Source organism: Enterobacter sp. BNK-22 (genome assembly GCF_048684805.1).
In the GTDB taxonomy this organism is placed as follows: Bacteria; Pseudomonadota; Gammaproteobacteria; order Enterobacterales; family Enterobacteriaceae; genus Enterobacter; species Enterobacter quasiroggenkampii.
Genome location: NZ_JBLQTT010000001.1, coordinates 2,115,864 through 2,137,610, shown reverse-complemented (window position 1 = coordinate 2,137,610; position 21,747 = coordinate 2,115,864). Strand labels below are relative to the sequence as shown.

The following is a 21,747-nucleotide window of genomic DNA, read 5'->3' as shown; positions in this document are numbered from 1 at the left end:
GGCAGGCGTGAGTGTGTAAGAAATTATAACGCCTGTGTTTCTGGCCTTTATTCTGCATGGCGTGGAAGCCATGCAGAATATATGGCCTTAGTTGATATCCACTTTCTCAACTTTTGGCTCCGGGCGCATGGTAAGCGTCGAGCCCATTGATGCCGCGATAATCGAGCAGAGCGCCAGCGTCTGGGTCAATGTCAGGGTTTCGCCGAGAAACACCATCCCGGAAATCGCGGCAAGCGCAGGCTCCATACTCATCAGGGTGCCAAATATGCGTGTCGGCAGACGCGTCAGCGCAATCATCTCCAGAGAATAGGGGAGTGCGGTAGAGAGAATCGCGACCGCCAGACCGATGGGCATGACGGACCATTGCCAGATAGACTCTGTCGCCTGCGCCATGCCGATGGGCACAAACACGATGGCCGCAATCAGGGAACCCAACGCGACGGTCGCCGGACCGTGCTCTTCCCCTGCGCGCTGGCCGGTGAGGATATAGACAGCCCAGCAGGCACCTGCGCCCAGTGCCAGCGCTGCGCCCGTCAGGTCAATCTCAGAAACGCTCTGGCCCAGCGGCAGCAGGAACCATAAGCCCAGTACGGCCAACACGACCCAGATAAAATCGACCGGACGTCGGGAGGAGAACAGCGCCACCGCCAGCGGGCCGGTAAACTCCAGCGCGACGGCAATACCCAGCGGTATCGTCTGGATGGAGAGGTAGAACAGGTAGTTCATCGCTCCCAGGGAGAGTCCATAAAACAGCAGCGGTAAACGCTGCTCCTTTTTGAAGCGCAGACGCCACGGTTTAAAAATGACCACCAGTATCGCCGTGCCTAGCACAATACGCAGGGCGGTCACCCCGGGCGCGCCAACCAGCGGAAAAAGCGATTTTGCCAGCGAGGCACCGCTTTGAATGGACAACATGGCAATGAGTATGACGGCTACCGGCAACCAGACCGACGACGTGCGGGATAACCCAGGCATCCTTTCTCCTGTCAGCTTATGTCAAATGAGGTAAAGGTTGCAGTGTAAAGGAAATATGCGGCTACGGTTGAGGTACTGTTGAAAAAAAAGCAGGTGAAATCCGTAAAATGGTTAAGCGCTGGTGGATTTATCGCCTGTCAGATTAGGAATAATCTGGATGAATGTAACTGCGCAGACGCGCACTATGCGCATTTAGTAGTGAAAATTGCATGTGATTTGAAAGAGATAGCTGATGCTGGAAACGTTCTGTTACAGGAAAGGTTTCATTAGACATCACGAATCACAAAGAGTTTCGCAAATTTTTTTGATATATTTAAAACTTACGGACTTACTTGGATCACATTTGAGGTGGTTATGAAAAAAATTGCATGTCTTTCAGCACTGGCCGCTGTACTGGCTGTTTCCGCAGGTACCGCTGTAGCTGCTACTTCTACTGTTACTGGTGGTTACGCTCAGAGCGACTATCAGGGCGTGATGAACAAAGCTAACGGTTTCAACCTGAAGTATCGTTACGAGCAGGATAACAACCCACTGGGCGTGATCGGTTCTTTCACCTACACCGAGAAAGATCGTTCTGAAAACGGCGCATACAACAAAGGCCAGTACTACGGTATCACCGCGGGCCCAGCTTACCGTCTGAACGACTGGGCAAGCATCTACGGTGTTGTAGGTGTTGGCTACGGTAAATTCCAGCAGACCGAAAACGAAGGTCTGAACCGCACTGCAAGCAACAGCGACTACGGCTTCTCCTATGGCGCAGGCCTGCAGTTCAACCCAATCCAGGACGTTGCTCTGGACTTCTCCTATGAGCAGAGCCGTATCCGCAACGTTGACGTTGGCACCTGGATCGCGGGCGTAGGTTACCGCTTCTAATCACTTCGGTGATTAAATAAAAAATCCGCCCACTGTGGCGGATTTTTTTTTGTCTTTTTCCCTCTCCCTGTGGGGGGAGGGGGGAACATACGGCTGTAGTGGTCATTCCGTTCACTTCATGTTCCTTGCTACTCTGTGACAGGATGACCTGTGAACGTGCCAGGGCGGCTCAATCGCCGCCGCCCTGGCGACCCGGGCTCCCGGCGGTAAATCGCCGCTTCGCGGTACCCTCAGCTTATTCCTTCAGGCTATCGGGTCGGGCATGAGCCTGCATCCCTGCAGGCCACGCCCTCTCGGCGCATCCCTGCGCCTCGCCCCGGCCTTGCGGAAACGCTTCGGCGATTTACAGCCGGACCAGGGCGTCGCTGTAAGTCATTAATTTTGCGAAGCAACGTTCATCGCTTCAAGTAAAAAATTACTGGGGGATCCCTCAGCCCTGTAGGAGAGGACCAGGGTGAGGGCATCAGACCGCTACTTACTCTTAATATCAAAAATATCCGTACCCAGATGGTTGTAGTCAACTTTCTGTAACTTGAAGTTGGTAACGTACACTTGGGGAGCTTTCTTGTTAGAGACAAACGGGTAAGCGTTTTTTATCTGCCCGGCGGTAATCCCCGTCCACTGCGAGAAAAACTGCAGGAAATCATTCGCTGAACGACGCGCTTTAATAACGCGATGCGTTTTATCGTCACTCGACAGCACCATAAACGGTACCTGGAAGTTCTGCTGGAACTTGTCATCGTGCGCCAGGTACTGCACCTCTTTCCCGCGCTCCTTAAACGCCAGTCCGTGATCCGAGAAATAGACCAGGGAGAAGCTGTCGCCCGTATTGCGCAGCTGATCGTAGAGCTTGCTCAGCAGGTCGTCGGTTTGCGTCATGGTGTAGAGATAGCAGGAGGTCTCTTTGGACTGCACGAACTCCGCGTACTTCCCGCCGGTCCGATCGCAGGCCTGCGGGTGCGACCCCATCAGATGCAGGACGATCAGCTGAGGCTGGGTGCGCGGGGTGGCGAAGACCTGCGCCGTCATTTTCAGCAGCGCTTCGTCCTTGGTATTTTTGTCGGCTTCAAAATCGCCGTTTTTCAGGAACTGCACTTCGTCAGCCCGTTTGGCGATGCTGGCAATCGCCGTATCGTATTCGCCAATTTGCCCCTGATTCGAGAACCACCACGTCTGAAAACCTGCGCGGTTTGCCAGGGTGACGAAATTATCCTGATACTGCGGTTTGCCATCCACCACCCGGTTAAGGGTCAGGCCGAGCGATTTCTGCGTTGAGCCGCTGGCCGCGACATAATCGGTAAACAGGGTGCCTTTGACCGAACTGGCAAACGGGGTGTTATCCCAGTGGCCGCCAAACGCCCCCATTGCATCGCGACGCGCGCTTTCGCCAATCACCACCACATAGGTGTGATATTTCGGCTTAACGGCCAGCACGTTCCAGGTGTCTTTCATATTGGAAAGCTCAGCCATGCGGGCCTGTTCGTCGAGAACCTCTTTATTATTTACAACGACGTCTTTCACGAAGCGGAAAACCGGATAGCCGATGTTAATAAGTCTTAGCTTACCGTCCCAGGGAATATTCTGGATGGGGGCGACAAACGCCACGGCAACGCTGAATACCAGACAGAGTATGTCGATCTTACCCCAGGATTTTTTCTCGCCCGGCTGACGACGGATGGCGATAACGCCCAACGCGAAGATAAAGAGCCCGACCACGTAGCTGTACCACGGGAAGATCGTCAGGATCTCCGTCGACTCTTCCATATTGGTCGAGTGCAGCGCCAGCAGGGTATTAAAGTTTGGCGAGCCGTACGCCTGACCAAACGGAAAATAGAGTGCCGCAACCAGCGAACAGATGCCGATTAATGCTTTTTGCGCGCGCGGCGCGGCTCGCCACAGCACATGCAGAATGCAGGTGAAGGCCACCGCGTAGAGCAGACTAAAGGGATAACCGAGCGCAAAGTTAATCAGTAATGACTGCAAAAAGTAAAACCCCGTCCACGGGCTTAAGGCCCGGCTGCGGGTCACAACGGTATCTATCAGGGTTAAATTCATAGGTCACTATCATGGATGAAAACGCCATGTGCTCACCCTGGCGTCAAGGGTCATAACCTGCCTGACAGTGCGTGGAGAGGGAATGAGGGTCCGCTTCAGCGAGCCGCAAATTGTGCAGGGCTGCAAGAAGATAGTGCGAGCGCTAAATAATATCAACAGTTGCTAAGCAGATGTTTTGCGAAGGGGATTGCAAATCCGTAAAAAAGATCGGGAATAGGGCGGCTGGAAGCCAGTTTACAGCGAAAATGTGACGGGAAAATGAAGCGGCGTACCGCGACGCCGCTTAGTGGGAAGGTTTGTCATCCTGATGCGGTTTGCCGTTAAACATATCGCACAGCATGTTCAGCAGCATTAAGCGCACTTTAAAGGGTGAGTGGGTAAACACGGTCATGCACCTCTTGAATTCGTTCATAAGACCTCCTGATTTTTGATCCCTTCGATCCGTGAAGGGTGACTGCATTACATACAGATATAGCACAGGCTATATTGTATAGCTATGGCTATTTCGTTAATTTTTTGTGCTTGTGGAGGGATGGTTTACAATGTGCGCTCTCGATACCGGGCGCTGGAAGCGTCACCCCACTGAGGAAGTACAATGAACCGTCGCGCAGGTAAGCCAACCATTAAAAAAACGACGCAACTGGTGAATGTTGAAGAGCATGTCGAAGGTTTTCGCCAGGTCCGTGAAGCGCACCGGCGTGAACTGATTGATGATTATGTTGAACTCATTTCCGATCTGATTCGTGAGGTCGGGGAAGCGCGTCAGGTCGATATGGCCGCCAGGCTGGGGGTATCGCAGCCAACTGTCGCAAAAATGTTAAAACGTCTCGCCTCCGTGGGCCTAATCGAAATGATCCCCTGGCGCGGGGTCTTTCTGACGCCAGAAGGGGAGAAACTCGCGCAGGAGAGCCGCGAGCGCCACCAGCTTGTCGAGAATTTTTTGCTGGTGCTGGGCGTTAGCCCGGAGATTGCCCGCCGGGATGCGGAAGGAATGGAACACCACGTCAGCGAAGAGACGCTGGTGAAGTTTCGTGAGTTTACGCTTAAATATGGTCCCTCCGCTGAATGAAAATCCCTGGACTGCAGGCCCTGGCACGCGATCGTTTCTTCCATCTCTTATTACTCATTGGCGCAGGATTAAGCCTCTTTGTGCCGTTTGCGCCGCAGGCCTGGCCCGCTGCCATTGACTGGCGCACCATCATTACCCTGAGCGGCCTGATGATGCTCACCAAAGGGGTCGAGCTGAGCGGCTATTTTGACGTGCTGGGCCGTAAAATGGTGCGCCGCTTTGCCACCGAGCGCAGGCTGTCCCTGTTTATGGTGTTTTCCGCCGCGGTGCTGTCGACGTTTCTGACCAACGACGTGGCGCTGTTTATCATCGTGCCCCTCACGCTCACGCTGCGTAAGCTTTGCGAGATCCCGGTCAGCCGGCTGATCATCTTTGAAGCGCTCGCCGTTAACGCCGGTTCTCTGTTAACGCCTATCGGCAACCCGCAAAATATCCTCCTCTGGGGACGTTCCGGGCTGTCGTTCGCCGCCTTTACCTGGCAGATGGCACCGCTGGCGCTGGTGATGATGCTGTCGCTGCTGGCGGTCTGCTGGTTTGCGTTTCCGGATAAAAAACTGCAATACCACAGCGGCACCACGGGCCCGCAGTGGCAGCCGCGTCTGGTCTGGAGCTGTCTCGGGTTATATATCGTCTTTCTGTTCGCGCTCGAGCTGAAGTATGAGCTGGCGGGTGTCCTGCTGGTCGCCGCAGGCTTTGTCGTCCTGGCGCGGCGCGTGCTGGTCAGCGTGGACTGGACGCTGCTGCTGGTCTTTATGGTGATGTTTATTGATGTGCATCTTCTCATCCAGCTTCCGGTGCTGCAGAACGTGCTGCACAGCGTCAGCACGCTGTCTCAGTCGGGACTGTGGCTGACGGCGATTGGCCTGTCGCAGTTTATCAGCAACGTGCCGTCCACCATTCTGCTGCTCAACTATGTTCCGCCGGACACGCTGCTGGCCTGGGCGGTGAATATCGGCGGGTTTGGGCTGTTGCCCGGCTCGCTGGCCAACCTGATTGCCCTGCGCATGGCCAACGACCGTCGTATCTGGTGGCGCTTCCATCTCTGGTCGATACCGATGCTGGTTTGGGCCGCGGCGATCGGTTTCGGAATATTCCTTCTCATATAGTGCGCAATTTGTCAGTTTTTCCTGGCAAACGTATAGCAACGTCCTAGCTTTAGTGAACGGCATAGTGTGATGCCGCTCACTGACAGGACCGTTGCTGAACTATGGCTGAAGATCAAAATAAGCCTGCTGACGAGCAGGACAAAAATAATAATGAGCGTAAGCGCCCGGGCAAAAAACCGTTAATTATCCTCGGCATTGTCGTGGTGGTGATGGTTGTCGTGGCGCTGGTCTGGTGGTTTTTAACCCGTAACGAAGAGACGACTGACGACGCCTTTACCGACGGCGACGTGGTGACGATTGCCCCGAAAACGGCAGGCTATGTCACCGAGCTGCGGGTGCGCGATAACCAGCGCGTGAAAAAGGGCGATCTGCTGGTGGTTATCGATCCGCGGGATACCACCGCGCAGCGCGATCAGGCTCAGGCCCAGCTTGGGCTGGCTATCGCGCAGCTGCATCAGGCCCAGGCGCAGCTCGCGCTCTCCAAAGTGCAGTATCCCGCCCAGCGTGACGAAGCCAAAGCGCAGGTGCTGAAAGCGCAGGCCGATCTGGCGAACGCGCAGGCGGAGTACCGTCGCCAGCGCGGTGTCGACCCGCGGGCAACCACCCAGCAAAGCATTGATTCCGCGAACGCTCAGCTGCGCAGCGCGCAGGCGGGGCTGGCCAGCGCCCAGGCGCAGCTGGAGGTGGCAGAGCAGGTCCAGTTGCAAATCCGCCAGCAGGAAACCAACGTTGAAGCGCGCGAGCGTCAGGTCGATCAGGCGAAAGCGCAGCTGGAAACGGCCAATCTGAACCTCTCTTACACCGAAGTCCGCGCCCCGTTCGACGGGTTTGTCACCAAACGCAACGTGCAGCCCGGCACGCTGGTGCAGGCGGGAACGGCGTTGTTCTCCCTGGTTTCGCCGAACGTGTGGGTGGTGGCGAACTTCAAAGAGTCCCAGCTTGAGCGCATGAAGCCCGGCGATAAAGTCACCGTGTCGGTCGACGCGTGGCCGGATATGGCGCTTGAGGGCCACGTTGACAGCATCCAGCAGGGCAGCGGCTCGCGCTTCTCCGCCTTCCCGGCAGAAAATGCCACCGGTAACTTCGTCAAAATTGTGCAGCGCGTGCCGGTCAAAATCGTGATTGATAAGGGGCTCGATCCGAACAAACCGCTGCCGCTGGGGCTGTCGGTTGCGCCGAAGGTGACGGTGGAATGACGGATCACAGCCACGACAGCTGGAAGCCCGCCAGCAACCCGTGGGCGGTGGCGATTGTCGTCACCCTGGCGGTGTTTATGGAGATCCTCGACACCACCATCGTCAACGTGGCGCTGCCCCACGTGGCGGGTTCGCTCTCGTCCAGCTATGACGAATCCACCTGGGTGTTAACCAGCTACCTGGTCGCGAACGGCATCGTGCTGCCCATCTCGGCGTTTCTGAGCCGCGTCTTCGGCCGCAAGCAGTTCTTCCTGATCTGCATCGTCATGTTCACCGTCTGCTCGTTCCTCTGCGGCATCGCCACCGAGCTGTGGCAGATCATCCTGTTCCGCGTGATGCAGGGCTTTTTTGGCGGCGGACTACAGCCCACGCAGCAGTCGGTACTGCTCGACTACTTCAAGCCGGAGGACAGGGGCAAAGCCTTTGGACTCTCGTCCATCGCGATTATCGTTGCACCGGTCCTCGGCCCGACGCTGGGGGGCTGGATCACCGACAATTACTCCTGGCGCTGGGTGTTCTTTATCAACATCCCGGTGGGAATTGTCACGGTGCTGGCGATCTACCAGCTGCTGGAAGATCCGCCGTGGGAGAGCAAGTCAAAAGAGAAGCTGACCATCGACTGGACGGGGATCGGCCTGATTGCCCTGGGGCTGGGCTGCCTGCAGGTGATGCTTGACCGGGGGGAAGATGAGGACTGGTTCTACTCGAACTTTATTCGTACCTTCGCGGTGTTAACGCTTATCGGCATTATCGGTGCCATTTACTGGCTGGTGTATGCCAGAAAACCGGTGGTGGATCTGCACTGCATGAAGGACCGCAACTTTGCCATCTCCAGCCTGCTGATGGCGGGGATGGCGATGATTTTGTACGGCAGTTCCGTGGTGATCCCGCAGCTGGCGCAGCAGGACCTGGGCTATACCGCCACCTGGTCCGGGCTGGTGCTGTCGCCCGGGGCGGTGCTGATTGTGCTGACCATTCCGCTGGTGCTGAAGCTGATGCCGGTGGTGCAGACGCGCTGGATTATCGCCTTTGGCTTTACCTGCCTGGCGGTGTCGTTCTTCTGGTCGCGCACGCTGACCCCGGATATCGACTTCGAGACGCTGGTGCTGTTCCGCAGCGCCCAGTCGCTGGGGCTGGGGTTCCTGTTTGTGCCCCTGACCACCATTGCCTTTATTTCGATTCCAAGACGGCTGAATGCCGATGCGGCAGCGCTGTTCACCATGTTCCGTAACGTCGCGGGCTCGGTCGGGATCTCGCTGTCGACGGCGGCCATCACTGAACGGTCCCAGGCGCACAGTGCGCATCTGGCGTACCACGCCTCGCCATTTAACGAGCAGTTCCAGCAGGCGATACGCGAAAGCGCCCAGGCGATCCAGAACTTCACGACCCAGGTGGGAGACCCCACCGGCATCGCCACCGGACGCCTGTACCAGACCATGATCGAGCAGTCGCGCTTTTTGGCCTACATTGACGTCTTCACCATCCTGAGCGCCGTGGCCTTGTTACTGATTCCGTTTTGTTTGTTGCTCTCGCCGGTTAAGAGCGAGGGGAGTGCAGGAGCACATTGATGATACACAGACGTTTACACCCCCTGATGATAATGATGCTGCTGGCAGGTTGCGCCGTCGGGCCGGACTATCAGCCGCCCGCGCCACCTGCCGTCACGCACTGGAACGATAAGGGCGACAGCGCGGTAAAATCGCAGACGACCTCCGCCGCGACCAACCCGCGCTGGTGGAAGACCTTCGGCTCGCCACAGCTCGACAGCCTGGTGGAACGCGCCATTGCCGGGAACCTGACGCTGCAGCAGACGGTGCTGCGCATCGCCGGCGCGCGCGAGCAGATTAACCAGGCGGGCGGTGCGTTTTACCCGTCGGTGAACGGCAATCTGCAGGCGACGCGCCAGCAGCTCGGGCTAGAAGGGGAGCTGAAATCCCACGGCGTGTATGACCAGGTGGATAGCATCGATCCCGCTCTCAAGGGCGCGCTGGGACCGCTGACGCAGCCGATCAACCTCTACCAGGGCAGCTTCGACGCCCAGTGGGAAATTGACCTGTGGGGTAAGGTGCGTCGTCAGGTGGAAGCCGCCGAAGCGCAGCAGAAAGCGGCTATCGAGCAGCGTAACGACGCGCTGGTGTCGCTGGAGGCGGAAGTGGCGCGCGCGTGGCTCCAGCTGCGCGGGGCGCAAAGCGTTATCGACACGCTGAACACCCAGATTAAAAGCGCGCAGCAGACGCTGGATCTGACCGAGAGCCGCCAGCGCGGCGGGCTGTCGCCGCAGATGGACGTGGAGAATGCGCGTGCACAGCTGGGTAACCTGGAGGCGCAGCTGCCGCAGTACCAGGCGCAGGCGCGTCAGGCGATGAATGGCCTGGCAATCCTCCTGGGCAAGCCGCCGGGGGCGCTGGATGCGGAATTACAAAGCGTGCAGCCGATGCCCGCGCTGCCGGATATCGTGCAGACCGGCATTCCGTCGACGCTGGCACGCCGCCGTCCGGACGTGCGTGAAGCGGAGGCGAACCTTCATGCCGCCACGGCGCAGATTGGCGTGTCGGTGGCGGAGCTGTTCCCGAGCTTTACCCTCTCCGGGCAGTTTGGCCTGCGCAACAGCGAAACCAACTGGCTGACCGACTGGAGCAGCCACTTCTACAGCTTTGGCCCGCAGGTCTCCATCCCCATCTTCCAGGGCGGTCGGCTGGTCTCCAGCGTGAAGGTGGCGCGCGCGCAGCAGGGGGCCGCGGTGCTGGACTATCGCCAGACGGTGCTCACCGCGCTTGGCGATGTCGAAAACGCCCTGGTGAGCTATCGCACCGACCAGCAGCGTGAAGCGGGTCTCGCAAAAACGATCGACGCTTTGCAAAACGCCTTTGATTTAGCCAGCGACAGCTACCGCCAGGGGATCGCCAGCTTCATTGACGTGCTGGACGCCCAGAGGCAGTTGGCCCAGGCCGAGCAGCAGCGCGCGCAGGCGCAGGTACAAAGCGCGCTCGATCTGGTGGCGCTCTACAAGGCGCTCGGTGGCGGCTGGGAGCCGTATCAGCAGGTGCAATTACCGGACTACAGCGTCTTTGGCGACGCCCCGCGCGGATAAATTTTCAGAGGATTGGGCAAGAAACGGACAGGAACGCCACATTCGCGATGGCTGAGGGGCGGGTATAACTATCGGGTACCCCTTAAACGACATGCGAGGATTATCTTATGCGTTATCAAAAACTGGGCAACACCGGTCTGTTCGTTTCTGAACTGTGCCTCGGCACCATGACCTTCGGCGGTGAAGGCGGCATGTGGGGCAAGATTGGTCAGCTCCAGCAAAGCGAAGCAGAACAGCTGGTGGGCCGCGCGCTGGATGCCGGGATCAACTTTATCGATACCGCGGACGTTTACTCGGAAGGGCGTTCGGAGGAGATCACCGGCCAGGCGCTGAAAAACCTGAAAATCCCCCGCGAGAACGTGGTCGTCGCGACCAAAGTGTTCGGCGAAACCGGAACGGCAGGGGTGAACTCGCGCGGCAGCTCGCGCTATCACATCATCAGCAGCGTGAAGGAGAGCCTGCGCCGCCTGCAGCTCGATCATATCGATCTCTATCAGCTGCACGGCTTCGACCCGGCCACGCCGATTGAAGAGACGCTGTATGCGCTGGATAACCTGGTGCAGCACGGCCACGTGCGCTATATCGGCGTCTCGAACTGGGCGGCGTGGCAGATTGCCAAAGCGCTGGGCATTTCCGAGCGTCTCGGGCTGGCGCGTTTCGCATCCCTCCAGGCGTATTACACCATCGCCGGACGCGATCTTGAGCGCGAGCTGGTGCCGATGATGCAGAGCGAAGGCGTCGGGCTGATGGTCTGGAGCCCGCTGGCAGGCGGCCTGCTGAGCGGAAAATATGGCCGCGACGGGCAGAGCGAAGCCGGTGGTCGTCGTCTGGAGTTTGACTTCCCGCCCGTGAACAAAGATCGCGCCTTCGACTGCGTGGACGTGATGCGCACGATCGCCGAAAGCAAGGGTGTCTCCGTCGCGCAAATCGCGCTGGCGTGGCTGCTGCATCAGAAAGCGGTGACCAGCGTCATCATTGGCGCGAAACGCGTTGAACAGCTGGACGACAACATTGCCGCCACCGGGATCCGTCTCAGCGAAGACGAGCTTAAACAGCTGGATGCGGTGAGCGCGCTGCCGCGGGAATATCCTGGCTGGATGCTGGAGCGGCAGGGGGAGTATCGCCGTAATCAGCTCGCGCAGCAGTAACACTCCGCATCAGGTAATTTTTTAATTTGTTTGCCCCTCGTTGCAGCAGTCGGCAAAAGCTGTTTATTTCATTAAGCATGCTTTTGCCGATTCAACGATGGGCTGTGGCGGCAATCAGCAACCGTCTTTGCAGGTTGCCGCTGGATTTTGCTCAAGGACTCTTACCAGCAGGGCTCGGGGCTCTCTGACTACATCTGTTCCAATTGACAGTACTTTGCCGTCCCGTTCTGCTGAATACTTCGCGACAACATCACCGAACGCATTTCGCTGCAGGGCGACCTCTTGTCCTGCTTTTACCGTGTCGCCGGGTTTAACGAAAACTTCCGCAAACCCACCTGTGGTTGCACGTATTGAACTGATAGCATTACCAATATACGTTTTATTGCTGCTGGCGGTTGCGCCGATTTTGCCTTCAATAACCTTGTAGTGGATCAGTACATTGAGGGCACCCTCTAAGCCCCGGGCAATCATATCCTGCTGGTAAATCCTCGGTTCTCCCGTCTCGGCCGTTATCGCCGGGATACCATTTTGAATAAAGGTTGTCTCCATTGAGCCGGCTTCGCCGGGATCTTTCTTAATTTGATCGGCCGGAAAAAGTTCTGCAATCGTCCGGGCATCCGCATTGCGGTAGTCGGCATAAATGAACAGCGGATAAGCCGTTCCGGTAGACTGGGTGTGATAGTCAATCGCCAGGTCTACATTTCCCTTGTAAACCTTATTCCACATCATCCATGCCTGACGCTCAGCAGAGTTACCCGTTTCTTTTCCTGGATGTACGCGGTTGTAGTCGATCGTCTCACCACCATCGGTTGAAACAGACCATGTCCGGGAAACCCTTTCAAGACCAGAACGGTTTGGGCCAATAATACCAATAACGCTGCCGTTCATTTTGGCGGGGTCCAGTTGTTCCATTACTTTTTGGACGATACGAACCCCATTTAGCTCATCCCCGTGGACGCCAGCCTGAAGCAGAACTTTCTTCCCGTCCGTTTTCCCTTTTGCCACCATGATGGGGACATACCATCGCTGTCCCGTTCCTGTCTCAACCCCCTCGAACATGAAGCGATGTTGTCCTGCTGTCAGGTCAGCTACATCCAGAGTCGAGATAACAGGTACTCCCTGCACCTTATCACCCGTATACACCGTTGCCGCGTGAGTCATTGAGCATGACAACGCTAAGCTAAGAGCGAATGCGATACGGCTAGTAGATATCTTCATGTGCGTCATTTTCCATTTGATAGGGTTGAGATTTTTATTTTCCGGCCAGGGCCTGGGTTCATGCTCATTAAGTTAATAATGATTTTATGAGGCCAGCCAGTGGCACGATCGGGAAATGTGATTTTGCATAGGCTAACGCTCCGGCCTCAGGAAAAGGATTTGCGCGATCCATTTTCATGCCCGGCTTCTTCTTTCCAACCTACCTCACAAAAAACGATCCTCCTCTTTGATCGTTTTTACATCTTCGCCTATATGACTAGTCATGAATTTTTAAATGACTAGTCATATAGGGAGAGAACATGAACAATCAGCTGCCAGCCAACTTTTTATGGGGCAACTCGGTCTCCAGCATGCAGACGGAAGGGGCCTGGAACGAGGGCGGGAAGGGGATGTCGGTATATGACATTCGTGAAGCCGGGGAGAACGTCTCCGACTGGAAAGTGGCGACCGACTCCTACCACCGCTACCGGGAAGATTTCGACCTGATGCAGGATCTGGGCATGAACTGCTACCGCTTCCAGATCTCCTGGAGCCGCGTCTGCCCGCAGGGCGACGGCCCGTTCAACGACGAAGGCATCGCATTTTACGACCGCTTTATTGACGATCTGATCGCCCGCGGCATCGAGCCGATGATCTGCCTGTACCATTTCGACATGCCGCTCGCGCTGGCGCAGGAGTACAACGGCTTTATCGACCGCCGCGTGATGGACGCCTTTATCCGCTACGGCAAAAAGATGATCGACTGCTTTGGCGACCGCGTGAAGTACTGGCTGACCTTCAACGAGCAGAATATTTTCCATATGCCGGAAGCCTTCCGCATTTCCGGCTATATGAAAGGCGAGAAAACCCTGCGCGAGCTGTATCTGCTCCAGCACCATACGATGGTGGCGCACATGGCGCTGACCGAATACCTGCACCAGACGAAACCGGGCCAGCTGATGGGCGGCATGCTGGCGCACCAGCTGATCTACCCGGCTACCTGCAAACCGCGCGATATCTTCTGCGCCCAGCAGTATGACGAATTCCTCAACCAGAACCTGCTGCGCGTCTTTGCCGGGCAGGGCTACAGCCCGGCGGTGATGGCGGTGGTGGAGCAGGAGGGCTTTGGCGATATCTACCGTGCAGACGATCTCGCGCTGCTGGCGCGCACCCAAAACGACTATATGGCCTTCAGCTACTACGCCAGCAAAACGCTGGACAGCGATGCGATCCCGGAAGGCACGCCGGTCAACTATTACCTGCTGCACGGCGAGAAAAATAACCCCTACCTGAAAGCCACCGAATGGAACTGGCAGATCGACCCGCTCGGTTTTCGCACCATCATTACCCGCTATTACAACGACTGGCGCCTTCCGGTGTTCCCGATTGAAAACGGCATCGGCGTGATTGAGTCCTGGGATGGGGTGAACCCGATTGAGGACACCTACCGCATCGACTACCACCGGGCGCACATCGAGGCGATGAAAGCGGCGATGTTCGAGGACGGGGCAGAGGTCATTGGCTACCTCGGCTGGGGGTTAATCGACATTCTCAGCTCCCAGGGCGACATGCGTAAGCGCTACGGCGTGGTGTACGTCAACCGGGAAAACCACGACCTGAAAGACCTCAGGCGCGTGCCGAAGAAGAGCTACGCGTGGTTAAAACAGGTTATCCATACCAACGGACGCGAGATGTAAGCCGTACGCTGCCGGGCCGTTTTTGTGACTGATTGATGGGAACACGCCGCTATGTCTGAAACAAAAATCACACCGCACATGCAGTCCTTTGTCGATAAATTTGTCGAGTTTTCGGCGCGCCTGGCAAACCAGGTGCACCTGCGCTCCCTGCGCGACGCCTTCGCCACGGTAATGCCCATTTTCATCCTCGCCGGTCTGGCGGTGCTGGTGAACAACGTGGTGTTTCCGTGGATGTTTAAGGGCGATACGCTGGCGCATTTTCAGGTGTGGGGCGAGGCGATTATCAACGGCACGCTGAACATCGCCGCGCTGCTGCTGGCCCCGATGATTGCCTGGTCGCTGGCGCGCAACAAAGATTTCGACAATCCGGTCTCGGCAGTGGTTATCGCCATCAGCAGTTTCATCATTATGATGCCGATGCGCTTACAGATTACGCCCGTCGGCAGCGACGCTGCGGTCAGCGTGACGCAGGTGCTGACCTTCGCCAATATCGGCTCCACCGGGATTTTCGCCGGGGTGCTGATTGGGCTGCTCTCAACGGAAGTGTTTATCGCTATTTCGCGGCTGAAGGCGCTGCATATTTCGCTCGGTGAAAACGTCCCCCCGGCGGTGAGCAAATCCTTTACCGCGCTGATCCCAACCATTCTCACGCTTTCGCTGTTTGCGGTGCTCGCGGCGATACTGGCAAACGTGCTGCATACGGACCTGATCCATCTCATTACGACCTTCATCCAGCAGCCGCTGCGGCTGATCAACACCAGCCTGCCGGGGACGATTTTCATCTATAGCTTCGGCAACTTCCTGTTCACGCTCGGCATTCATCAGTCAGTGGTCAACAGCGTGGTACTGGAGCCGTTCCTCCTGATCAATACCAACGAGAACATGCTGGCCTTCGCAAACGGCCAGCCCATTCCGCACATCATCAATAACATCTTCGTGCCGACGTTCGGCATGGTGGGCGGCACGGGCAGCACGATCTCGCTGCTGATCGCCATCTTTATCTTCTCCCGACAACAGTCGGCGAAGCAGGTGGCGCGCCTGTCGCTGGCGCCGGGGTTGTTTAACATCAACGAGCCGGTGATCTTTGGCCTGCCGATCGTGTTTAACCTGCCGCTGATGATCCCGTTTGTGCTGCTACCCGCCATCGGCATCTATTTCGCCTGGCTCTGTACTACGCTGGGGTTCATGTCGCGCTGCGTGGTGATGATCCCGTGGACCACGCCGCCGATTCTCAGCGCCTGGCTGGCCACGGCGGGGGACTGGCGGGCGGTGGTGGTGCAGTTGGCAATCATCGTATTTGGTGTATTCTTCTACCTGCCTTTCCTCAAAATTGCCGAGCGAGTGGCCTTGAAAAACAGCGGGATAGAAAACTAACAGAAAGGAAGGACGATGGCGGCGAAGTACATCACCATAGCGCGGGAAATCAAGAAACGCATTATCAGCCAGCAGTACGCCGCCCATGAACCGCTCCCGGACCAGTTTGCGCTGGCGGCGGAGTTCAGCACCAGCCGGATGACCATCCAGCAGGCGATGCGTCAGCTGATCGTCGAAGGGCTGGTCTACACCCGCCAGGGCCAGGGGACGTTCATCCGCAAAAATTTCCTCCAGCTTTCGCAGTGGGATCTCTCCGGCAGCGACTACTTTGGCGCGACCAAAACCTGGGCGCATCTGGGTACGGTTACGAGCCAGGTGGTGCATTTCGAACTGCGCTTCCCGAACGAAAAAGAGCAGGCGTCGCTGATGATTAACGCCGATGCGCCGATCTACGACTTCATTCGCCTGCGTTTGCTGAACGGCGAACCGATGTCGCTGGATTCCACGGTGATGCCGATGAATCTGGTGCCGGGCCTGACGAAAAACCATCTTGAAGGTTCAGTGTTTCAGTACGTTCAGGAGACCCTGGGGCTGAAAATTATGGGCTCGTATCGGGTGGTGCGGGCGCTTAAGCCCAGCGCGCTGGACAGAGAGCATCTGGTCTGCGAGGAAACCGATCCGGTGCTGGAGGTGGAGCAGGTCATTTACCTGGAAGATGGCACGCCGCTGGAGTATGCCCACTGTCACTATCGGTACGACCACGGCGGGATTGTGATCGTGAATAACGGGTAAAAAAAGCGGGCCTCGAAGCCCGCTTTTTTAATGCGCGTGACGTGATTAGTTCAAACGCACCGGCATACCGGAACGGTTCTGAACGGCCTGGTCAACAATCGCCGTTTCAACGTCTGGCTGAGACGTTACCGCCTGTACCGCGCTGTTCAGCGTAACAGGAACGACTTCGTTGTTGTTGATCTGGTCTTCGCTGGTGGACAGCGGGTTGTGCACTTCGATGTAGCGGCTGCCGTCTGGCTCAGACGTCGCTTTCACCGGTTCGTTGATGAACTGCACGCGCGTACCGACCGGCACGTTTTCGAACAGGAACTTGATGTCGTCGTTACGCAGGCGCACGCAGCCGTGGCTCACGCGCAGGCCGATACCGAAGTTGGCGTTGGTGCCGTGAATCGCATACAGACGACCAATGTACAGGGCATACAGACCCATCGGGTTATCCGGGCCTGCTGGCACAACGGCTGGCAGCGGTTCGCCCGCAGCGATGTATTCCGCGTGCATTTTAGCCGTTGGCGTCCAGGTTGGGCCCGCTTTCTTACGTTCAACTTTGGTGGTCCAGTTCAGCGGGGTGTCTTTACCCAGCTGGCCGATACCGATTGGCAGCACGATCACGGTGTTGGTGCCTTTCGGGTAGTAATACAGACGCATTTCGGCGCTGTTAATTACGATACCTTCATGAACGGTATCCGGCAGGATCAGCTGCTGAGGGATATTCAGCACGGTACCTGCTTTCGGCAGGTACGGGTCAACGCCCGGGTTCGCTTCCAGCATGTTAGACAGACCCAGCTGGTACTGCGCCGCGAAATACTCCAGCGGCTGAGAGTTACCTTCAGGAACCGTCACCACCTGGTTTTGCCCCACCAGACGGCTTCCGTCGGTCGGCAGGGGATACGTCACCGCAGACGCGGTCTTACAAAAACCTACTACGGCTAACGCCGCCGCAAAAAGCGCTGTTAATTTCATGTTCATGTTGTGCGAGGTATCTAAGCCATTCTGGCGATGAGTTGATAAGTCTGAATCTGTGATGGGAGCGCATTATATGTGCATTCCCGCTCACTGGGAATTCAGATGTGTACGAAATCACATTTTTTTCGATTTTGTTAAAGTTTAGTGGATGGTTGCAACGCGGGATCTCAATTCGGAATTGTGGCATAATGCCGTGTTTATCACACTTTTCGCAGGAATCTCCCCGTGTTAGTTACCAGCAACGTCACTATGCAGTTTGGCAGTAAGCCGCTGTTCGAAAACATTTCCGTCAAATTTGGCGGCGGCAACCGTTACGGCCTGATTGGTGCCAACGGTAGCGGTAAATCCACCTTTATGAAGATCCTCGGCGGCGATCTGGAGCCGACCCTCGGCAACGTGTCGCTCGATCCGAACGAACGCATCGGTAAGCTGCGTCAGGATCAGTTCGCCTTCGAAGAGTTCACCGTGCTCGACACCGTGATCATGGGGCACGCGGAGCTGTGGGAAGTGAAGCAGGAGCGCGATCGCATCTATGCGCTGGCCGAGATGAGCGAAGAAGACGGCTATAAAGTGGCCGAGCTGGAAACGCAGTACGGCGAGATGGACGGTTACTCTGCGGAAGCGCGCGCGGGCGAGCTGCTGCTGGGCGTGGGTATTCCGGTTGAACAGCATTACGGCCCGATGAGCGAAGTTGCGCCAGGCTGGAAGCTGCGTGTGCTGCTGGCTCAGGCGCTGTTCTCTAATCCGGACATCCTGCTGCTCGACGAACCGACGAACAACCTGGACATCGACACCATCCGCTGGCTGGAGCAGACGCTTAACGATCGCGACAGCACCATGATCATCATTTCGCACGACCGTCACTTCCTGAACATGGTCTGTACGCACATGGCGGATCTGGACTACGGCGAGCTGCGCGTCTATCCGGGCAACTATGACGAGTACATGACGGCGGCCACCCAGGCGCGCGAGCGTCTGCTGGCGGACAACGCCAAGAAAAAAGCGCAGATTGCCGACCTGCAGTCCTTCGTCAGCCGCTTCAGCGCTAACGCCTCTAAATCGCGTCAGGCAACCTCGCGTGCGCGTCAGATTGATAAAATCAAGCTGGAAGAGGTTAAAGCCTCCAGCCGTCAGAACCCGTTCATCCGCTTCGAGCAGGACAAGAAGCTGTTCCGTAACGCGCTGGAAGTGGAAGCCCTTACCAAAGGCTTCGATGAAGGCCCGCTGTTTAAAAACTTCAACCTGCTGCTGGAAGTGGGTGAGAAGATTGCCATTCTGGGCGCCAACGGCGTGGGTAAGTCTACCATGCTGAAAACCCTGGTCGGCGAACTGCAGCCGGACAACGGCACCGTGAAATGGTCCGAAAACGCGCAAATTGGTTACTACGCGCAGGACCATGAGTATGAGTTCGAAAATGACCTGACCGTCTTTGACTGGATGAGCCAGTGGAAGCAGGAAGGCGACGACGAGCAGGCGGTGCGCAGCATTCTGGGTCGTCTGTTGTTCAGCCAGGACGACATCAAAAAGCCAGCTAAAGTGCTCTCCGGTGGTGAGAAGGGACGCATGCTGTTCGGCAAGCTGATGATGGAAAAACCAAATATCCTGGTGATGGACGAACCGACTAACCACCTGGACATGGAATCGATCGAATCCCTGAACATGGCGCTGGAGATGTATCAGGGCACCCTGATCTTCGTCTCTCATGACCGTGAGTTCGTCAGCTCGCTGGCGACCCGCGTGATCGAAATTACGCCAGAGCGCGTGGTGGACTTCACCGGTAACTACGAAGATTACCTGTGCAGCAAAGGTATCGACGGCTAATAAAAAGCCCGGTGGCGCTTCGCTTACCGGGCCTACGGGTGTCTTTGTAGGCCGGGTAAGGCGAAGCCGCCACCCGGCAATGTTCAGAGCACCCACTCACTCCTTTCAACCCCGTTCACCCGCAGCGTACGTTTTTCCCCCGCCGGTAATGACACCTTCAGCGCCTTCCACGCCGGACGATAATCCCCACGCGCGTTCACCTTCAGGTTGATGGTTGCGCCGTCGCACACCATTTCCCATTCCACCCACAGCGCATTGCCGTTCTGATAGCCCCAGCTTTCACCGTCGTCTTCAAACAGCAGCCCCGAGGTCTTGCCGACGCCTTTCACCGGGAACAGCTTCAGCTCGCGGGTCGTATCTTTTTCGGCACTCACATGCGTGATGCGCTCGCTCAGCGGCAGACCGGCTCCGGCGCGCACCAGCAGCGGCAGTTTTTCCAGCGGCGCATCGAGGACGATGGATTGCCCGCCTGCATACCACGCGTGGGTGTAAAAATCATACCAGCCCGTTTCGTTATCCGGCAGCCAGACCCGGCGCTCGCGCTGCCCGGCTTCGACGACGCTGGCGACCAGCAGGTCGCGGCCCAGCAGGAAGTCGTCGCACTCTTCGAAGGTCTGCGCATCGTGCTCGTGGTCGAGGAAGGTCGGGCGCAGCATCGGCTCGTCGTCGGCGTGCGCCTGCCAGAGCAGGGTATAGAGATACGGCAGCAGGCGGTAGCGCAGCTCAATCGCGCCGCGAATGGCAGGCGTGACGCCCGGATACATCCACGGCTCGTTTACCGTGTGGTCATCGTTCCACGAGTGAATGGTAAAGCGCGGGTGCATCACGCCGTTCTGCACCCAGCGCACGAACAGCTCGGCATCCGGCTTGTCGCCGGAGAAACCGCCCACGTCATGGCCGACGTTGAACAGCCCGGACAGGCTCATGCCCAGCCCCATGCGGATGTTATAGCGCAGCGTGTCCCAGTTGGTGCGGTTGTCACCGCTCCAGGTCTGAACGTAGCGCTGCATCCCGGCGCAGCCGGAGCGGGAGATCAGATACGGGCGTTTTTCCGGCGCAAAGCGCTGCTGCGCTTCCAGCGAGGCGCGCATCATCAGCAGCGGCATGACCGGGCGAATATGCTTGATGGCGATCTCCTTGCCGAAGCCAAAGCAGCGGGCTTCCCCGTCCCACACTTCGTACTCGTTGTTGTCGTTCCAGGTGGAGTCGATGCCCATCTCCAGCAGCTGCGTGGTGACGCCGTTCTGCCACCACTGCACCGTCTGCGGGTTGGTAAAGTCGAGGTGCGAGCCTTCGTCATCCCAGAAGCTGGAGCGTTCGGGTGCATCGGTTTCTGAATCGCGAATGAACAGGCCGCTCTCCGCCACTTCGCTGTAGCGCGGATGATCTTGCAGCAGGCACGGCTTGATGTTTGCGGCCAACTTCAATCCCGCGTCGTGGAATGCCTGGCTCATCACCTTCGGCTGCGGCACCTTGTCATAGTTCCAGTTGAAGACGTAGCGCTTGCCGTTGATGGAGGTATAGCCAGACGAAAGCTGGAACGAGTCGCACGGAATGGCGTGCTCTTCGCACAGGCGGATGAAGTTCATCAGCTGATTCTGCGCGTCCGGCGCGTCGGTGTAGTGCATGGTCGAGCCGCTGTAGCCCAGGCTCCATTTCGGTCCGAACAGCGTTTTCCCGGTCAGGCGCACAAAGGCTTTGGTGACGTCCAGCACTCGCCTGCCGGTAAAGATGTAGTAGTCGATATCGCCCGCTTCCGCCTGCCAGCGGCGATAGGCGGTGTGGTAGTTGTCGATTTCGTTACCCAGATCCAGCCAGCAGCTGCTCAGGTTGTCGTAGAACAGGCCGTAGCTCACGTCGTCGCGGCGGGTAAGGGTGAACGGAATGTGCTTGTACAGCGGGTCGGTGCTGGCGGCGTTGTAGCCCATGGCGTCGAGGTTGCGCATCTCGTAGCGTTTACCGTTGCGCTGCAGATCGCCCGCTTTCTCACCCAGGCCGTAGAAACGCTCGTCTTTACGACGGCTGAGGTAGTGCGCCACGCCGTCGCCGTGGGCGTTCAGCAGGTAGGCGCTGGTGGGGCGGTCGTTGACCAGCGGCTGCCACTCGCCCGCCTCATTGCGGTAGTGCCACTCCAGCCACAGCGGCTGGTGCACGGTGACGCGCAGCTGTTCGGTTGCCACGGTTAACGTGTCGTCCTGCTGCGTCAGGATCCAGGCCGGGCAGGTGAAGCCGCTGACATCGTCACGACGGCGACCTTCCCACGGCACGTCTTGTTCCGGGGCGATGCTCCAGGTGCGGTCCAGCGCCAGCTCGCCTTTGCGTTTGATCAGCACGCGGAACAGGTTCTCTTCCAGTACATACAGGCACAGGCGGTGCTGGTTATCGACCAGCAGTTCAAGATGGTTTGCCGACTGCGTATCAACGGTCCAGTTTTTCAGGGTTTTCATATG

17 protein-coding genes are annotated in these 21,747 nt (G+C 57.4%); 11 read left to right on the top strand and 6 right to left on the bottom strand.

Features of this window, described 5'->3' with window-relative positions:
* Nucleotides 1-87: 87 nt before the first annotated feature.
* Nucleotides 88-975, bottom strand: a complete 888-nt coding sequence (rhtA, locus tag ACMGGE_RS10085; RefSeq protein WP_008501172.1) for a threonine/homoserine exporter RhtA — start codon at nt 973-975, stop codon at nt 88-90.
* Between the two features lie 354 nt (nt 976-1,329).
* Here rhtA and ompX point away from each other — a divergent pair, with 354 nt between their 5' ends.
* Nucleotides 1,330-1,848 carry an outer membrane protein OmpX gene (gene ompX, locus ACMGGE_RS10080; RefSeq protein WP_008501173.1) on the top strand — a complete coding sequence of 173 codons (519 nt, stop codon included), beginning with the start codon at nt 1,330-1,332 and terminating at the stop codon, nt 1,846-1,848.
* A gap of 471 nt (nt 1,849-2,319) precedes the next feature.
* Here the strand turns inward: ompX and ACMGGE_RS10075 are convergent, their stop codons facing one another.
* Nucleotides 2,320-3,903 carry a phosphoethanolamine transferase gene (locus ACMGGE_RS10075; RefSeq protein ID WP_063621229.1) on the bottom strand — a complete coding sequence of 528 codons (1,584 nt, stop codon included), beginning with the start codon at nt 3,901-3,903 and terminating at the stop codon, nt 2,320-2,322.
* Between the two features lie 283 nt (nt 3,904-4,186).
* Nucleotides 4,187-4,315 (bottom strand): manganase accumulation protein MntS, encoded by a 129-nt coding sequence (gene mntS / locus ACMGGE_RS10070; protein WP_008501175.1) that lies wholly within the window; start codon nt 4,313-4,315, stop codon nt 4,187-4,189.
* A 183-nt stretch (nt 4,316-4,498) separates the two neighbouring features.
* On the opposite strand from mntS, the gene mntR reads away from it, so the two are divergent.
* From mntR to ACMGGE_RS10040, 6 genes are all read left to right on the top strand, one after another.
* Entirely contained in the window at nt 4,499-4,972 is a 474-nt protein-coding gene (gene mntR / locus ACMGGE_RS10065) for a manganese-binding transcriptional regulator MntR (protein ID WP_008501176.1), read from the top strand.
* Nucleotides 4,969-6,078, top strand: a complete 1,110-nt coding sequence (locus ACMGGE_RS10060) for an anion transporter (protein WP_248221026.1) — start codon at nt 4,969-4,971, stop codon at nt 6,076-6,078. Before mntR ends, ACMGGE_RS10060 begins: the two co-directional genes overlap by 4 nt.
* Before the next feature lie 101 nt (nt 6,079-6,179).
* Nucleotides 6,180-7,274 (top strand): HlyD family secretion protein, encoded by a 1,095-nt coding sequence (locus tag ACMGGE_RS10055; protein WP_048222160.1) that lies wholly within the window; start codon nt 6,180-6,182, stop codon nt 7,272-7,274.
* Nucleotides 7,271-8,842 (top strand): DHA2 family efflux MFS transporter permease subunit, encoded by a 1,572-nt coding sequence (locus ACMGGE_RS10050; RefSeq protein WP_048027030.1) that lies wholly within the window; start codon nt 7,271-7,273, stop codon nt 8,840-8,842. The genes ACMGGE_RS10055 and ACMGGE_RS10050 overlap by 4 nt, the downstream gene beginning before the upstream one ends.
* Nucleotides 8,842-10,365, top strand: a complete 1,524-nt coding sequence (locus ACMGGE_RS10045) for an efflux transporter outer membrane subunit (protein WP_167212304.1) — start codon at nt 8,842-8,844, stop codon at nt 10,363-10,365. The genes ACMGGE_RS10050 and ACMGGE_RS10045 overlap by 1 nt, the downstream gene beginning before the upstream one ends.
* Nucleotides 10,366-10,472: 107 nt before the next feature.
* Nucleotides 10,473-11,513, top strand: a complete 1,041-nt coding sequence (locus ACMGGE_RS10040; protein ID WP_054830172.1) for an aldo/keto reductase — start codon at nt 10,473-10,475, stop codon at nt 11,511-11,513.
* A gap of 114 nt (nt 11,514-11,627) precedes the next feature.
* Here the strand turns inward: ACMGGE_RS10040 and ACMGGE_RS10035 are convergent, their stop codons facing one another.
* Nucleotides 11,628-12,731 carry a succinylglutamate desuccinylase/aspartoacylase family protein gene (locus tag ACMGGE_RS10035; RefSeq protein ID WP_052714372.1) on the bottom strand — a complete coding sequence of 368 codons (1,104 nt, stop codon included), beginning with the start codon at nt 12,729-12,731 and terminating at the stop codon, nt 11,628-11,630.
* Between the two features lie 299 nt (nt 12,732-13,030).
* On the opposite strand from ACMGGE_RS10035, the gene ACMGGE_RS10030 reads away from it, so the two are divergent.
* The 3 genes from ACMGGE_RS10030 to ACMGGE_RS10020 are packed head-to-tail and all read left to right on the top strand — an operon-like array spanning nt 13,031 to nt 16,513.
* Nucleotides 13,031-14,407, top strand: a complete 1,377-nt coding sequence (locus ACMGGE_RS10030) for a glycoside hydrolase family 1 protein (protein ID WP_262752367.1) — start codon at nt 13,031-13,033, stop codon at nt 14,405-14,407.
* A gap of 51 nt (nt 14,408-14,458) precedes the next feature.
* The gene (locus ACMGGE_RS10025) at nt 14,459-15,781 is read left to right on the top strand and encodes a PTS sugar transporter subunit IIC (protein WP_420293719.1); all 1,323 of its coding nucleotides are present in this window, start codon (nt 14,459-14,461) and stop codon (nt 15,779-15,781) included.
* Nucleotides 15,782-15,796: 15 nt separating this feature from the next.
* On the top strand, nt 15,797-16,513 hold the full coding sequence (locus ACMGGE_RS10020; protein ID WP_045909415.1) for a GntR family transcriptional regulator: 717 nt from the start codon (nt 15,797-15,799) through the stop codon (nt 16,511-16,513).
* Between the two features lie 45 nt (nt 16,514-16,558).
* Here ACMGGE_RS10020 and ldtB read toward each other — a convergent pair whose 3' ends face one another.
* Complete coding sequence (gene ldtB, locus ACMGGE_RS10015) at nt 16,559-17,479, bottom strand: L,D-transpeptidase (RefSeq protein WP_032649383.1); 921 nt, start codon at nt 17,477-17,479, stop codon at nt 16,559-16,561.
* Between the two features lie 222 nt (nt 17,480-17,701).
* Between ldtB and ACMGGE_RS10010 the strand changes: the two genes are divergently transcribed.
* On the top strand, nt 17,702-19,297 hold the full coding sequence (locus ACMGGE_RS10010; RefSeq protein ID WP_420293718.1) for an ABC-F family ATPase: 1,596 nt from the start codon (nt 17,702-17,704) through the stop codon (nt 19,295-19,297).
* An 83-nt stretch (nt 19,298-19,380) separates the two neighbouring features.
* Here ACMGGE_RS10010 and ACMGGE_RS10005 read toward each other — a convergent pair whose 3' ends face one another.
* Nucleotides 19,381-21,744, bottom strand: coding sequence for a TIM-barrel domain-containing protein (locus ACMGGE_RS10005; protein ID WP_420293717.1), 2,364 nt, complete (start codon nt 21,742-21,744; stop codon nt 19,381-19,383).
* Nucleotides 21,745-21,747: the final 3 nt, after the last annotated feature.